This window comes from Pseudomonas sp. P4_D7, from assembly GCF_056401755.1.
In genome coordinates this window covers 58071-71004 of sequence record NZ_JBFUIR010000030.1, presented here as the reverse complement: position 1 = coordinate 71004, position 12934 = coordinate 58071, and the positions used below count along the sequence as shown (strand labels likewise).

Genomic DNA, 12934 nt, shown 5'->3' with positions numbered 1-12934 from the left:
CTCCTTGGCGATTGAGAGGTTTGGCGCTTCAGAGTAAAGACCAGTCCTGAATATCTGTCGCTTGGACCGGCCCTTTCGCGAGCAAGCTCGCTCCCACATTGGAGCGCATTCCAGTTGCAGAACGCGCTCGAAAGTGGGAGCGAGCCTGCTCGCGAATGAGGCAGCTCGGTGCCGGCTATTTCACCACCGCCCGCACCACCGACAACTCCGGCGCATTCACCCGCCGCTGACTCAGATAGCGCGTACAACTCACCCGCAGGAACGAGGCAAAATTCACCACTTCGCCGCGATAATCCATCACCTCTTCATACAGCTTGGCGATCAACTGGTTGGTGGTCATGCCGTCGACCTCGGCGATTTCGCTGAGGATGTCCCAGAACTGATTCTCCAGGCGCAACGTCGTCACCACACCGCAGATGCGCAGCGAACGCGAGCGTGATTCGTAGAGAATCGGGTCAGCCTTGACGTAGAGCTCGCACATCGGCGGATCCTCGTTACAGGGTGATTTTGGTGCCGAGCAAGCCGAGGAAACCGGCCAGCCAGCTCGGATGCGCCGGCCATGCCGGGGCTGTGGCCAGATTGCCTTGAACGTGGCCGTCCGTCACCGGGATATCGATGTACGTGCCGCCCGCCAGTCGCACTTCCGGCGCGCAGGCCGGATAGGCGCTGCATTCGCGGCCTTCAAGTACACCCGCCGCTGCAAGCAATTGCGCGCCGTGACAGACGGCGGCAATCGGTTTGCCGGCCTTGTCGAAGGCGCGCACCAGATCGAGGACTTTTTCGTTGAGGCGCAAGTATTCCGGGGCACGACCACCGGGGATCAGCAGCGCGTCGTAATCGGCCTCGCTGACCTTGGCGAAATCGAAGTTGAGCGCGAACAGGTGACCGGGCTTTTCGCTGTAGGTCTGATCGCCTTCAAAGTCATGGATCGCAGTGCGCACGGTTTTACCGGCAACCTTGTCCGGGCACACGGCGTGGACGGTGTGACCAACCATTTGCAGGGCCTGGAACGGCACCATCACTTCGTAGTCTTCGACGTAATCGCCGACCAGCATCAGGATCTTTTTCGCGGCCATGGGGAGGACTCCTCTGGAGGACATGCTTGGGAGTATTCAAGGTAGACCTTATCCGGAGGCTCGGGTAACAACCGGCTACTACCTCAGACCGTGTCATCGTTCTTCGCGAGCAAGCTCGCTCCCACATTTGGAATGCATTCTCCTGTGGGAGCGAGCTTGCTCGCGAAGGGGCCCTGAAACTGTACGCCTAAGTCCGTGCCTAGCTGTAACACCCCGAAATTCGCAGATTATGGCTAGATGAGGACACTTTCCAATGCCCTACGATTCTGGTCCCCCATCATGTCCTCGCGCGAAAACACCGGCATGGCCCTCGGCCTGCTCGGCGTGGTGATCTTCAGCCTTACCCTGCCCTTCACCCGCATCGTGGTGCAGGAACTGCATCCGCTGCTCAACGGTTTGGGGCGTGCGCTGTTCGCGGCGATTCCAGCGGCGTTGCTGCTTTTGTGGCGGCGCGAGAAATGGCCGACGTGGCAGCAAGTCAAAGGCCTGAGCCTGGTGATCGCCGGGGTGATTCTGGGTTTTCCGGTGTTGTCGGCTTGGGCCATGCAGACATTGCCGGCGTCCCACGGTGCGCTGGTCAATGGGCTGCAACCTTTGTGCGTGGCGCTGTACGCCGCGTGGCTGTCCCACGAACGTCCGTCAAAAGCCTTCTGGGCCTGCGCGGCGCTGGGCAGTGCATTGGTGCTCGGATATGCGCTGTACACCGGTGCCGGCAGTATTCAGGCGGGTGATCTGTTGATGCTCGGCGCGATTGCCGTCGGTGGTCTGGGCTATGCCGAGGGCGGCCGGTTGGCCAAGGAGATGGGCGGCTGGCAGGTGATCTGCTGGGCGCTGGTGCTGTCGACGCCGTTGTTGATCGGGCCGGTGCTGTATCTGGCCCTGCAACATCAGGGCGCGGTGTCGGCCAAGGCCTGGTGGGCGTTCGGGTATGTGGCGTTGTTTTCGCAGTTTCTTGGGTTTTTCGCGTGGTACGCAGGGCTGGCCATGGGCGGGATCGCCCGGGTCAGTCAGATCCAGTTATTGCAGATTTTCTTCACCATCGCGTTTTCGGCGCTGTTCTTTGGTGAACATGTCGAGCCGATTACCTGGGTGTTTGCCTGCGGTGTCATCGCCACGGTCATGCTCGGCCGCAAAACCGCGGTGAAATCAAATGTGGGAGCGAGCCTGCTCGCGAAGGGTCCGTAACAGCCAACATCATTGTTGAATGTCAGTCCGCCTTCGCGAGCAGGCTCGCTCCCACAGGGTCAGTGTCAAGCCAGGTAACCATCCGCGCGCAGCAGGGTTTCCAGGCAGTGCTCGCTGATGTTGTAGAAGTCTTTCAACTCCTGAATCTTCACCAACAACTGCGCCGGGTCCACCGGCTCGGCGCGCTTCACCGCCAGAATCATTTTGTTTTTGTTGGTGTGATCCAGCGAGATGAATTCGAACACCTTGGTCTCGTAACCGCAGGCCTCAAGGAACAGCGCGCGCAAGCTGTCGGTGACCATTTCCGCCTGCTGCCCCAGGTGCAAACCATATTGCAGCATCGGCTTGAGCAACGCTGGACTCTGGATCTGCAGGCGGATCTGTTTGTGGCAGCACGGCGAGCACATGATGATCGACGCGCCGGAACGGATGCCGGTGTGGATCGCGTAATCGGTAGCGATGTCGCAGGCATGCAGGGCGATCATCACGTCCAGTTCGCTCGGCGCCACGCTGCGCACGTCACCGCACTTGAACACCAGCCCCGGGTGATCGAGTTTCGCAGCAGCGGCGTTGCACAGGTTGACCATTTCCTCACGCAACTCGACGCCGGTGACCTCGCCCTCGGCCTTCAAGGTGTTGCGCAGGTAATCGTGAATGGCGAACGTCAGATAGCCCTTGCCCGAACCGAAATCTGCCACCCGCACCGGTTTGTCCAGCGCCAGCGGCGACGAGGTCAGGGCATGGCTGAACACTTCGATGAACTTGTTGATCTGCTTCCACTTGCGTGACATCGCCGGGATCAGCTCATGTTGCGCATTGGTTACGCCCAGATCCTTGAGGAACGGTCGGCTCAACTCGAGGAAGCGATTTTTCTCGCGGTTGTGCTCAGCGGACGGTGCTTCGCGCAATTGCTGAGGTTTGCTCTTGAACAGCGAGCTCTTGCCCTTTTTGCTGTATTCGAGCTGGGCTTCATCAGTGACTGCGAGTAAATGCGCATTTTTGAAAGAGACCGGCAACAGCTCGGCAATCGCCGCCACGCCGTCAGCCAAGGGCAGATTCTTGGTGATGTCGCGGGTTTTGTAGCGATAGACGAACGACAGATTCGGCTGCGCCTTGACCGTCACCGGTTTGATGATGACTCGCTGCAGATCCACTTCTTCGCCGACGTATTTGGCCAGCACCAGTTTGATGAAGCCGTTCTGTTCGAGGCTGGCTTGCAGCAGCTCGATGAACTGGGCGTGGTGATCGGGCGCAGGCTTGATGGACGGGGCAGTAACGGACATGAAAAAGCGGCCTCGGACGGGCGGAATCGGGAATGGCGGGTATTTTAGGGGGGATGGGGGTTGGGGACACGCTCTTATTTACCGAACGGTTGGTTAAAGCGGCCCTCACCCTAGCCCTCTCCCAGAGGTAGAGGGGACTGACCGAGGTGTTTTCTCGAGCTACGCCGACCTGAAATACCGAGTCGAACTCAAGTTTGAAAGATTTGTTTTGAATCCATAATCGCCTCGGTCTTTCAGGTCGATGTCGAGCGCAGAACACCTCGGTCGGCCCCCTCTCCCTCCGGGAGAGGGCTGGGGTGAGGGGCTTTGGCTTTTAGGCTATCAGGCCAACACCACCAACCGATTCGGCAACTCATTCCTCACCTGCGTCACCGGCACATGCACCTTCAGCAATTCCCCACACGCCTCGATACACGTCACAAATCCCTCCAGCGTGCGCCCCTGCCTGACCTGCTCGGTAAACGCCGCGACAATCGCATCCCAACTCTTGTTATCCAGCCGTTTGGAAATCCCCTCATCCACCAGAATCTCCACATAACGCTCAGCTTCACACACAAAAATCAGCATTCCCGTGCTGCCCACGGTGTGGTGCAGGTTCTGCTCTAGAAACTGCCGCCGCGCCAGATTCGAGGCGCGCCAGTGGCGCACGCGACGCGGGATCAAATGAGTGGTGATTTTCGGCAAACGAAACAGCAGACACAGCACGATAAACGCGCCCCACTGCACCAACAGCAGACTGCGCAGGGTCAGCCAGCCGGTCAGGTAGTGCACGACGCCCGGCACCACCAGTGCCAACAGGCTCGCCCACAGCAGCGGGATGTACGCGTAGTCATCAGCGCGCGCGGCCAGCACCGTCACCAGTTCGGCGTCGGTGTCGCGCTCGACCCGGGCAATCGCCTCGGCGACTTTGCGTTGTTCGTGTTCGGTCAGTAGTGCCATGTTGAAAAGTGCCTGCTCATTATTCTTCTGATATCACCAGCCGCCGGACGAACCACCGCCGCCGAAACTGCCCCCGCCGCCGCTGAAGCCTCCACCTCCACCGCCGCCGCCAAATCCGCCACCACCGCCGAAGCCGCCCCCTCCTCCAGAGCCGCCCCGGCCGGCAGGCAGGATACCGAGCATCTGGCAGACAAACACCGTCAGGATGAACAACATCACCAAAAACACGAACAATCCCGGATGCCGCGAGATGAAATCATCGGACGGATCACCGGTGGACTCATACACCGTCGACGGTTCATCGAGCGGATTGCCACCCAGTACCACCAGCATCGCCGCCACGCCGTCGCTGATGCCTTTGCTGAAATTGCCGCTCTTGAACGCGGGCGTGATGACTTGATGGATGATCACTGAAGTCTGCGCATCGGTCAGCCGATCCTCCAGGCCATAACCGACTTCGATGCGCAGTTTGCGCTCGTCACGGGCAACGATCAGCAGCGCGCCGTTGTTCTTGTCCTTTTGACCAATCGCCCAATGACGCCCGAGTTGAACGCCAAAGTCCTCGATGGTCGTGCCTTGCAGATCCGGCAGCGTGACCACGACCAACTGCTCGCCGGTCGCCTGTTCGTGGGCCTGCAACTGCTGGGTCAGTTGCGTGCGCACCGACGGCTCGAGCATCTGCGCTTCGTCCACCACCCGCCCGCTCAGCGCCGGGAACATCAACTCGGCCCGGGCGCTGACGGCGAACAGCCACAGCATCAGCACCAGGCCCATTTTCAACACACGCATGGACAACCTCGAATCAGAATTTCACTTCCGGGGCCTTTTCCGCGCCGGGCGTGGTGGCTTCGAAGGTTTCGCGGATCGGCAGATCGCTGTACATCACGCTGTGCCAGAGGCGACCGGGGAAGGTGCGAATCTCGGTGTTGTATTTCTGCACCGCCAGAATGAAATCGCGGCGAGCCACGGCAATGCGGTTTTCCGTGCCTTCCAGCTGCGATTGCAGGGCGAGGAAGTTCTGGTTGGCCTTCAGATCCGGATAGCGCTCTGAAACCACCATCAAGCGGCTCAATGCACCGGTCAGTTGGTCCTGCGCCTGCTGGAATTGCTTGAGTTTCTCGGGATTGTCGAGGGTGCTGGCGTCGACCTGAATCGAGGTCGCTTTCGCCCGCGCTTCAATCACTGCCGTGAGGGTTTCCTCTTCATGCTTGGCATAACCCTTCACCGTTTCCACCAGGTTGGGGATCAGGTCGGCGCGGCGCTGGTACTGGTTCTGCACCTGGCCCCACGCAGCTTTGGCCTGTTCGTCGAGGGTTGGGATATTGTTGATGCCGCACGCGGTCAACAGCGTGGCCAGCACCAGCAGTGTGGCGACCTGCAAACGCGAGCGATTGGTTGGGCTTACATTCATCGCAGTGATGCTCCTTGGCACATATCATTATAAAAACCGAGCGCGAAACATTCTCAGCGGGCTCTTGGGGCATAATCGGCCGCGTCGCTGGATTACGACGGGGCAATGGGCTAAAAAGTGCCCTGCGTGATCATGCGGCCAAGTGTCGGCTGCCGTTTTTTGGCTCTGTTTCTTTGAGCCTGTACCCGAACAACAATAGTCGCTCCCTAAATTTTGGCTGGCCGGCGTTGCATTGCCGCTTGGGCCCTTGAGAAAACTATTCATGAAGAAGCTGTGTTTGCTGGGTCTGTTCGTCAGCCTGGCCAGTCATCAAGTATTGGCCGCCACGACCCCGGTACCCCTGGAAAACAAGGACGCGTTCATCAGCAACCTGATGAAGCAAATGACCCTCGACGAGAAGATCGGCCAGTTGCGCCTGATCAGCATCGGCCCGGAAATGCCCCGAGAGCTGATCCGTAAAGAAATCGCCGCCGGCAACATCGGCGGCACGTTCAACTCGATCACCCGTCCGGAAAACCGGCCGATGCAGGATGCTGCCATGCGCAGTCGCCTGAAGATTCCGATGTTTTTCGCGTACGACGTGATCCACGGTCACCGTACGATTTTCCCGATTCCACTGGCCCTCGCCTCGAGCTGGGACATGGACGCCATCGGCCAGTCCGGCCGCGTTGCCGCCAAGGAAGCCGCCGCCGACAGTCTCGACATCACCTTCGCGCCGATGGTCGACATCTCTCGCGACCCGCGCTGGGGCCGCAGCTCCGAAGGCTTCGGTGAAGACACCTACCTGACTTCACGCATTGCCGGCGTCATGGTGCGCGCCTATCAGGGCGCCACCCCGAGCGCGGCCGACAGCATCATGGCCAGCGTCAAGCACTTCGCCCTGTACGGCGCGGTCGAGGGCGGTCGCGACTACAACACCGTCGACATGAGCCCGGTGAAGATGTACCAGGATTATCTGCCGCCGTACCGCGCCGCGATTGATGCCGGCGCCGGCGGTGTGATGGTCGCGTTGAACTCGATCAACGGCATTCCGGCCACGGCCAACACCTGGCTGATGAATGATCTGCTGCGCAAAGACTGGGGCTTCAAGGGCTTGGCGGTTAGCGACCACGGCGCGATTTTCGAACTGATCAAGCACGGCGTGGCCCGCGACGGTCGTGAAGCGGCGAAGCTGGCGATCAAGGCCGGTATCGACATGAGCATGAACGACACCCTGTACGGCAAAGAACTGCCGGGGCTGCTCAAGTCCGGCGAGATCGAACAGAAAGACATCGACAACGCCGTGCGTGAAGTGCTCGCGGCCAAGTACGACATGGGCCTGTTCAAGGACCCGTACCTGCGCATCGGCAAGGCTGAGGACGATCCGGCCGACACCTACGCCGAGAGCCGTCTGCACCGCGCCGAGGCCCGTGAAGTGGCGCGTCGCAGCTTGGTTTTGTTGAAGAACCAGAACGAAACCCTGCCGCTGAAGAAAGACGCGAAAGTCGCACTGGTCGGTCCGTTGGCCAAAGCACCGATCGACATGATGGGCAGTTGGGCCGCCGCCGGTAAGCCGGCGCAATCAGTGACCCTGTTCGACGGCATGAGCGCAGTGATCGGCAACAAGTCGAACCTGATCTACGCCCGTGGCGCCAACATCACCAGCGACAAGAAGGTCCTCGACTACCTGAACTTCCTCAACTTCGATGCGCCGGAAGTGGTCGACGATCCGCGTCCGGCCAACGTGCTGATCGACGAAGCGGTGAAAGCCGCCAAGGACGCTGACGTGATCGTCGCGGCAGTCGGTGAATCCCGTGGCATGTCTCACGAATCCTCCAGCCGTACCGACCTGAACATTCCGGAAAACCAGCGTGAGCTGATCCGCGCGCTGAAAGCTACCGGCAAACCGCTGGTGCTGGTGTTGATGAACGGCCGCCCACTGACCCTTCTCGAAGAGAACCAGTCGGCTGACGCGATTCTGGAAACCTGGTTCAGCGGCACCGAGGGCGGCAACGCCATCGCTGACGTGCTGTTCGGCGACTACAACCCGTCGGGCAAACTGCCGGTGACCTTCCCGCGCTCCGTGGGCCAGATCCCGACTTACTACAACCACCTGAGCATTGGCCGGCCGTTCACGCCGGGCAAACCGGGCAACTACACCTCGCAGTATTTCGATGACACGACCGGGCCGCTGTTCCCGTTCGGTTATGGCCTGAGCTACACCCAATTCGCCCTCAGCGACATGGCGCTGTCGTCGACCACCCTGAACGCCACCGGCAAACTCGACGCCAGCGTCATGGTCAAGAACACCGGCAAGCGTGACGGCGAAACCGTGGTGCAGTTGTACGTTCAGGACGTCACCGGCTCGATGATCCGCCCGGTGAAGGAACTGAAGAACTTCCAGAAAATCATGCTCAAGGCCGGTGAACAGAAAGTCGTGCACTTCACCATCAGCGAGGATGACCTGAAGTTCTACAACGCCCAGCTCAAGTACGCGGCGGAGCCTGGCAAGTTCAACGTGCAGATCGGCCTGGATTCCCAGGACGTGACGCAGCAGAGCTTTGAATTGCTGTAACCAACGCCGCAGTACCCTGATCGTTCCCACGCTCCGCGTGGGAATGCCTCAAGGGACGCTCCGCGTCCAGTGACGCGGAGCGTCACGGGCTGCATTCCCACGCAGAGCGTAGGAACGATCAACGTGAGCGACTAGCCGCGGCGGTCGAGAATGTTGACCACCAACCGATCCACCCAGCCCCACACCCGCTGCTTCACCCGCCGCCACAACGGCCGGCGCTGCCACTCCTCCAGACTCACCTGCTGACTCAGCCCGAAGTCCTTCAGAAAACTCGCCTGCACCGCTGCCGTCAACGACGGGTCCAGCGCCTCCAGATTCGCCTCCAGATTGAAACGCAAGTTCCAATGATCGAAGTTGCACGAACCGATGCTCACCCAATCATCCACCAGCACCATTTTCAAGTGCAGGAAACACGGCTGATATTCGAAGATCTGCACCCCGGCCTTGAGCAGTCGCGGATAGTAACGATGCCCGGCGTAACGCACTGACGGGTGATCGGTGCGCGGCCCGGTCAGCAGTAGCCGCACATCGACTCCGCGCGCCGCTGCCTTGCGCAGTGAGCGGCGGATTTTCCACGTTGGCAGGAAGTACGGCGTAGCCATCCAGATGCGTTTTTGCCCGCTGTTCAAGGCTCGAAACAACGACTGCAGAATGTCGCGGTGCTGGCGGGCGTCGGCATACGCCACTCGGCCCATGCCCTCGCCCTTGTCAGGCACCCGTGGTAACCGTGGCAAGCCGAAATGCGCGGCCGGGCGCCAGGCGCGGCGATAGCGATTGGCGATCCACTGACGATCAAACAGCAATTGCCAGTCGATCACCAGCGGGCCGCTGATCTCGACCATCACTTCGTGCCACTCGCTGGAGTCGTGGCCCGGTGTCCAGAACTCGTCAGTGACTCCKGTGCCGCCGACCACCGCCAGACGCTGATCGACCAACAGCAACTTGCGATGATCACGATAGAAATTGCCGACCCAGCGCCGCCAATTCAGCCGATTGTAGAAACGCAGTTCAACCCCGGCATGGGTCAGGCGCTGACGCAGATTGAGGGTGAACGCGAGGCTGCCGTAATCATCGAACAGGCAACGCACGCGCACACCACGCTCGGCGGCCAGCACCAACGCTTGCACGATGGTTTCGGCACAGGCGCCGGCCTCGACCAGATACAACTCCAGTTCGATCTGCTCCTGCGCGCCGGCAATCTGCTCAAGCATGCGCGGGAAGAATTGCGGGCCATCGATCAACAGTTCGAACCGGTTGCCATCGCGCCACGGAAACACCGCACCGCGCATGTCAGCGCGCCGTGAAAATCAGCACCGCACCCACCGGTACCGACAGACTGATGGCCGACAGGTCGGCAAGTTTGCGCAGGCTTTCCAGCCCCGGCACGAGATCGAAATCCTCGGCGTTGATCACCAGCGGCTCCAGGGTGACCACTTGAAAACGCCGGTCATCGAGGCGCGTCGCCAGCAGCTCAGCGGGGTATTCGTGTTGCTTGCCGTGCAGGTTGACGGTCAGCGGCAGACGCAATTCCAGCTGCGCACCGGGGGCCAGATCGTTGATTGGGCGCAGGTCGATCTGGGTGGTGATGGTCGCTTCGGGGAATTGCTCGATCTGGAACAGCTCCTTGCGCATGCGCTCGTCACGCAGCGGGATGCCACTGTTGATCGAATCCATCTCGACTTCGACTTCGGCGCGACCGTTGGGGTCGACCTTGCCGTGCAGCACCAGAAAGCGTTGCACTTCGGAAATATGGGTGTTTTTCGTGCTGACAAACGACAGCCGCGACGACTCGCCGTCCAGATACCAATTGGCCTGCGCCGGCAATGCGACGGTGGCGAGCAGCAGACTGGACAGGGTTGCACAGAGAGAGCGGTTGAACATTGAACACTCGTGGGGCTGATAAACCTGCACGAACCTTAACCGCACACGCTGTTATTGCAAACTGAAGATCACACCCGGTGGGAGCGAGCCTGCTCGCGAAGACGTCATCTGCCTCAACAGACAAGGTGCGCCTGCTATTGCATTCGCGAGCAGGCTCGCTCCCACAAAAACAATCGGGTGTTTTCAGGGATTCAGGCGACAGCCTTGCCGTTCGCTTTGCCACTGGGCGCGATTGCTGCGGCCCATGCCGCTGACCGTGATGGTTTTGTTGGTGCTGTCATCGGTGAATTGGCTGGTCGGCAGCCATTGTTTTACATAGCCACGACAATACTCGGCATCGTTATTCATCACATAACGACAGGAACAGTATTCCTTGGCGGTGTAGGCGCTGATGATGTCGGGGAAGGCCCACAGGTTTTCGCGCTCGTAGACGATCCAGCCGAGCAGCAGGACCAGCATTAACAGGAATAAGCGCTTCATGGCCGCACCGCCTTCAGCACGTGTTTGAGCAGTTCGTTATGGCTGTAGCTGCCGTCGCGGTCATCGGCGTAACGCACGATCAGCAGTTTTTCACTGGGGATCACGTAGAGCGCCTGGCCCCAATGCCCGAGGGCGGCAAACGTGTCGGGCGGTGCAGCGGGCCATGGCGATTCAGCGCCATCGGCTGGACGATTGAGCCACCATTGGCCGCCGGGCACGGCTTCGTCCTGATGGGCTTTGTAACCGGCGAAGGGAGTGCGGCTGAACGCCACCCACTCCTTGGGCAATAACTGCCGATCATGCCAGCGCCCGTCACAAGCCATCAGCAAACCGACCCGCGCCAGATCCCGCGCGGTCAGGTAGGCATAAGAGGAAGCGACAAACGTGCCGTTGGCATCGGTCTCCCACACGGCGTGGCGGATGCCCAACGGTTCGAACAACGCCGTCCACGGATAATCCGGATAACGCTGCGGGCCGACGATATTTTTCAACGCCGCCGCGAGCAGGTTGCTGTCGCCGCTGGAATAACGGAAGGCCTGCCCCGGTTCGGCGTAAGCATCGTGATCGGCGGTGAACGCGGCCATGTCGCGACGGCCGCGGGTGTAGAGCATCGCCACCACCGAGGATTTCAGTGGCGCGTATTCGTAATCTTCCTGCCAGTCGATACCGGAGGCCCAGTGCAGCAGGTCGGCGATTTTGATGGCCGGGTGTTGTTCCAGCGGCGGGTAAAACTGCACGGCCGGGGCTTCGAGTTTGAACAGGCCTTCGCCGTACGCCACACCGAGGACGGTGGCCATCAGGCTTTTGCTGATCGACCAGGTCAGGTGCGGGGTTTGTTCGGTGGTCGGGCCGGCGTAGCGTTCGTAGATGATCTGGCCGTCGCGGATGATCAGCAAGGCGTCGGTGCGGATGCCTTGGCGGGTGTTGTCATCGCGGGGTGGGAAGGCGTAATTCTCCAGCGCTCCTGTATCGGTGATCGTCGTGCCGATTGGCCATGCTTCACCGGGCCATTGTTCGGCCTGAACGGTGAAGGTGATCAGCAGCAGGAACAGCGACAGGCCTTTGCGCATGGTGAGGGCTCTGGGAATTAACTTGCTGAGACTAGCCGGGGTTTATGACAGATGTGTGGGGATGCTGAGGCCGCCTTCGCGAGCAAGCTCGCTCCCACAGTTGACCGAGTTCCTTCAGTTGGAATGCCATCAAACTGTGGGAGCGAGCTTGCTCGCGAAGAGGCCAGTCAAGCCTGCGCCAAAGCCTTGGCCAGACGCTTGGCCCGAGCACCCGCCGCCAACTGCATCACGCCTTGATCGCGTTGCCACATCTGCGCCCACTCTGCCGGACCGTCAGCCAACGCTTGACTCACCTCCCCCTCCAGCGCCTCAAACTGCGCAAACAACCCAGCCAACAACACATGCCCGGCCGGATTGTTCGGCGGTTGCCGACTCGCCTCCGCACACCCGGCCAACAGCGCCAGCAAGCGCAATTGCAGCGCCTGCGGCCAATCACTGTCCTGGCCGACGCCAAACAGCCACGCGGTCATCGCGCTCAGCACATAAACGTCCTCCAGGGTGCGGAAGGGTTTGACGTAAGCGTCCCAACCATCGCCGGCCAACAACTCGCACAACGCGTTATCAAGCTGCAGCCGACCATGGCTGATGTCAGGCATCAACGGCAGCGCCGGCAGCTTCTCCACGGTCACGCCGGGTTCGCCGGGATACACCACCGCCAGACTCAGGCGCGGCGTTTCGCCGGATTCTTCACTGCGCGCGGCGATCAGCAACCAGTCCGCCGCATCGCCGGCGGTGACAAAATCCTTGCGTCCGCTCAGACGCAAATCCGTCAGCCGGGTCTGCATGTCCGCCGGACGCAAACTGCGCTGTTCGGTCGCACACAACGCACCGAGGCTCAGCGGTGCACTCGGCCACAACATGCGCAATGCCGCCTGATAACCGACCAGAAACGCCAGCCCCGGCGTCGCCATCCGCCGCCCGCCCGCGACCGCCAATTCGAATGGGGTGACGTTGCCCAGTTGCTGCAACAACGTCGCAAAACCCTCGGCCAGGTCAGCAACGGCGGGCAATCGGTCACGGCGGTGCAGCAGATCTGGCCAGGGCATAAGAGGCTC

The 12934-nt window shown here is 60.6% G+C and carries 13 protein-coding genes; 2 read left to right on the top strand and 11 right to left on the bottom strand.

Features of this window, described 5'->3' with window-relative positions; genetic code table 11:
* Positions 1-175 precede the first annotated feature (175 nt).
* A complete protein-coding gene (locus tag AC1DVF_RS19070; RefSeq protein ID WP_099758220.1) occupies positions 176-481 on the bottom strand; it encodes a ribbon-helix-helix domain-containing protein in 306 nt (101 codons plus the stop codon).
* A gap of 13 nt (positions 482-494) precedes the next feature.
* A complete protein-coding gene (locus AC1DVF_RS19065) occupies positions 495-1076 on the bottom strand; it encodes a DJ-1/PfpI family protein (protein ID WP_460127343.1) in 582 nt (193 codons plus the stop codon).
* Between the two features lie 279 nt (positions 1077-1355).
* Here AC1DVF_RS19065 and AC1DVF_RS19060 point away from each other — a divergent pair, with 279 nt between their 5' ends.
* A complete protein-coding gene (locus AC1DVF_RS19060; protein ID WP_077571479.1) occupies positions 1356-2261 on the top strand; it encodes a DMT family transporter in 906 nt (301 codons plus the stop codon).
* A 65-nt stretch (positions 2262-2326) separates the two neighbouring features.
* Here the strand turns inward: AC1DVF_RS19060 and AC1DVF_RS19055 are convergent, their stop codons facing one another.
* From AC1DVF_RS19055 to AC1DVF_RS19040, 4 genes are all read right to left on the bottom strand, one after another.
* On the bottom strand, positions 2327-3544 hold the full coding sequence (locus AC1DVF_RS19055; RefSeq protein WP_320337413.1) for a class I SAM-dependent methyltransferase: 1218 nt from the start codon (positions 3542-3544) through the stop codon (positions 2327-2329).
* A 321-nt stretch (positions 3545-3865) separates the two neighbouring features.
* Positions 3866-4483: a TPM domain-containing protein gene (locus AC1DVF_RS19050; protein WP_116254496.1), complete on the bottom strand. Its 618-nt coding sequence runs from the start codon at positions 4481-4483 to the stop codon at positions 3866-3868.
* A 33-nt stretch (positions 4484-4516) separates the two neighbouring features.
* Complete coding sequence (locus tag AC1DVF_RS19045) at positions 4517-5272, bottom strand: TPM domain-containing protein (protein WP_186623745.1); 756 nt, start codon at positions 5270-5272, stop codon at positions 4517-4519.
* Positions 5273-5285: 13 nt separating this feature from the next.
* Complete coding sequence (locus tag AC1DVF_RS19040; protein ID WP_093438567.1) at positions 5286-5894, bottom strand: LemA family protein; 609 nt, start codon at positions 5892-5894, stop codon at positions 5286-5288.
* Between the two features lie 262 nt (positions 5895-6156).
* On the opposite strand from AC1DVF_RS19040, the gene bglX reads away from it, so the two are divergent.
* The gene (gene bglX / locus AC1DVF_RS19035; protein WP_477782972.1) at positions 6157-8448 is read left to right on the top strand and encodes a beta-glucosidase BglX; all 2292 of its coding nucleotides are present in this window, start codon (positions 6157-6159) and stop codon (positions 8446-8448) included.
* 131 nt (positions 8449-8579) lie between these two features.
* Here the strand turns inward: bglX and AC1DVF_RS19030 are convergent, their stop codons facing one another.
* From AC1DVF_RS19030 to AC1DVF_RS19010, 5 genes are all read right to left on the bottom strand, one after another.
* A complete protein-coding gene (locus tag AC1DVF_RS19030) occupies positions 8580-9737 on the bottom strand; it encodes a phospholipase D-like domain-containing protein (RefSeq protein WP_477782971.1) in 1158 nt (385 codons plus the stop codon).
* Position 9738: 1 nt separating this feature from the next.
* Entirely contained in the window at positions 9739-10329 is a 591-nt protein-coding gene (locus AC1DVF_RS19025) for a YceI family protein (protein WP_460090080.1), read from the bottom strand.
* Positions 10330-10512: 183 nt separating this feature from the next.
* On the bottom strand, positions 10513-10809 hold the full coding sequence (locus AC1DVF_RS19020) for an amidase (protein WP_460127336.1): 297 nt from the start codon (positions 10807-10809) through the stop codon (positions 10513-10515).
* Positions 10806-11879 carry a serine hydrolase domain-containing protein gene (locus AC1DVF_RS19015; protein ID WP_477782970.1) on the bottom strand — a complete coding sequence of 358 codons (1074 nt, stop codon included), beginning with the start codon at positions 11877-11879 and terminating at the stop codon, positions 10806-10808. Before AC1DVF_RS19015 ends, AC1DVF_RS19020 begins: the two co-directional genes overlap by 4 nt.
* A gap of 167 nt (positions 11880-12046) precedes the next feature.
* Positions 12047-12925 (bottom strand): acyl-CoA dehydrogenase middle domain-containing protein, encoded by an 879-nt coding sequence (locus tag AC1DVF_RS19010; protein WP_477782969.1) that lies wholly within the window; start codon positions 12923-12925, stop codon positions 12047-12049.
* Positions 12926-12934: the final 9 nt, after the last annotated feature.

What these genes read in the sequence shown, in the direction of transcription:
- AC1DVF_RS19070 (WP_099758220.1), bottom strand. Translation starts at nt 481, where the DNA reads ATGTGCGAGCTCTACGTCAAGGCTGACCCGATTCTCTACGAATCACGC.
- AC1DVF_RS19065 (WP_460127343.1), bottom strand. Translation starts at nt 1,076, where the DNA reads ATGGCCGCGAAAAAGATCCTGATGCTGGTCGGCGATTACGTCGAAGAC.
- AC1DVF_RS19060 (WP_077571479.1), top strand. Translation starts at nt 1,356, where the DNA reads ATGTCCTCGCGCGAAAACACCGGCATGGCCCTCGGCCTGCTCGGCGTG.
- AC1DVF_RS19055 (WP_320337413.1), bottom strand. Translation starts at nt 3,544, where the DNA reads ATGTCCGTTACTGCCCCGTCCATCAAGCCTGCGCCCGATCACCACGCC.
- AC1DVF_RS19050 (WP_116254496.1), bottom strand. Translation starts at nt 4,483, where the DNA reads ATGGCACTACTGACCGAACACGAACAACGCAAAGTCGCCGAGGCGATT.
- AC1DVF_RS19045 (WP_186623745.1), bottom strand. Translation starts at nt 5,272, where the DNA reads ATGCGTGTGTTGAAAATGGGCCTGGTGCTGATGCTGTGGCTGTTCGCC.
- AC1DVF_RS19040 (WP_093438567.1), bottom strand. Translation starts at nt 5,894, where the DNA reads ATGAATGTAAGCCCAACCAATCGCTCGCGTTTGCAGGTCGCCACACTG.
- bglX (WP_477782972.1), top strand. Translation starts at nt 6,157, where the DNA reads ATGAAGAAGCTGTGTTTGCTGGGTCTGTTCGTCAGCCTGGCCAGTCAT.
- AC1DVF_RS19025 (WP_460090080.1), bottom strand. Translation starts at nt 10,329, where the DNA reads ATGTTCAACCGCTCTCTCTGTGCAACCCTGTCCAGTCTGCTGCTCGCC.
- AC1DVF_RS19020 (WP_460127336.1), bottom strand. Translation starts at nt 10,809, where the DNA reads ATGAAGCGCTTATTCCTGTTAATGCTGGTCCTGCTGCTCGGCTGGATC.
- AC1DVF_RS19015 (WP_477782970.1), bottom strand. Translation starts at nt 11,879, where the DNA reads ATGCGCAAAGGCCTGTCGCTGTTCCTGCTGCTGATCACCTTCACCGTT.
- AC1DVF_RS19010 (WP_477782969.1), bottom strand. Translation starts at nt 12,925, where the DNA reads ATGCCCTGGCCAGATCTGCTGCACCGCCGTGACCGATTGCCCGCCGTT.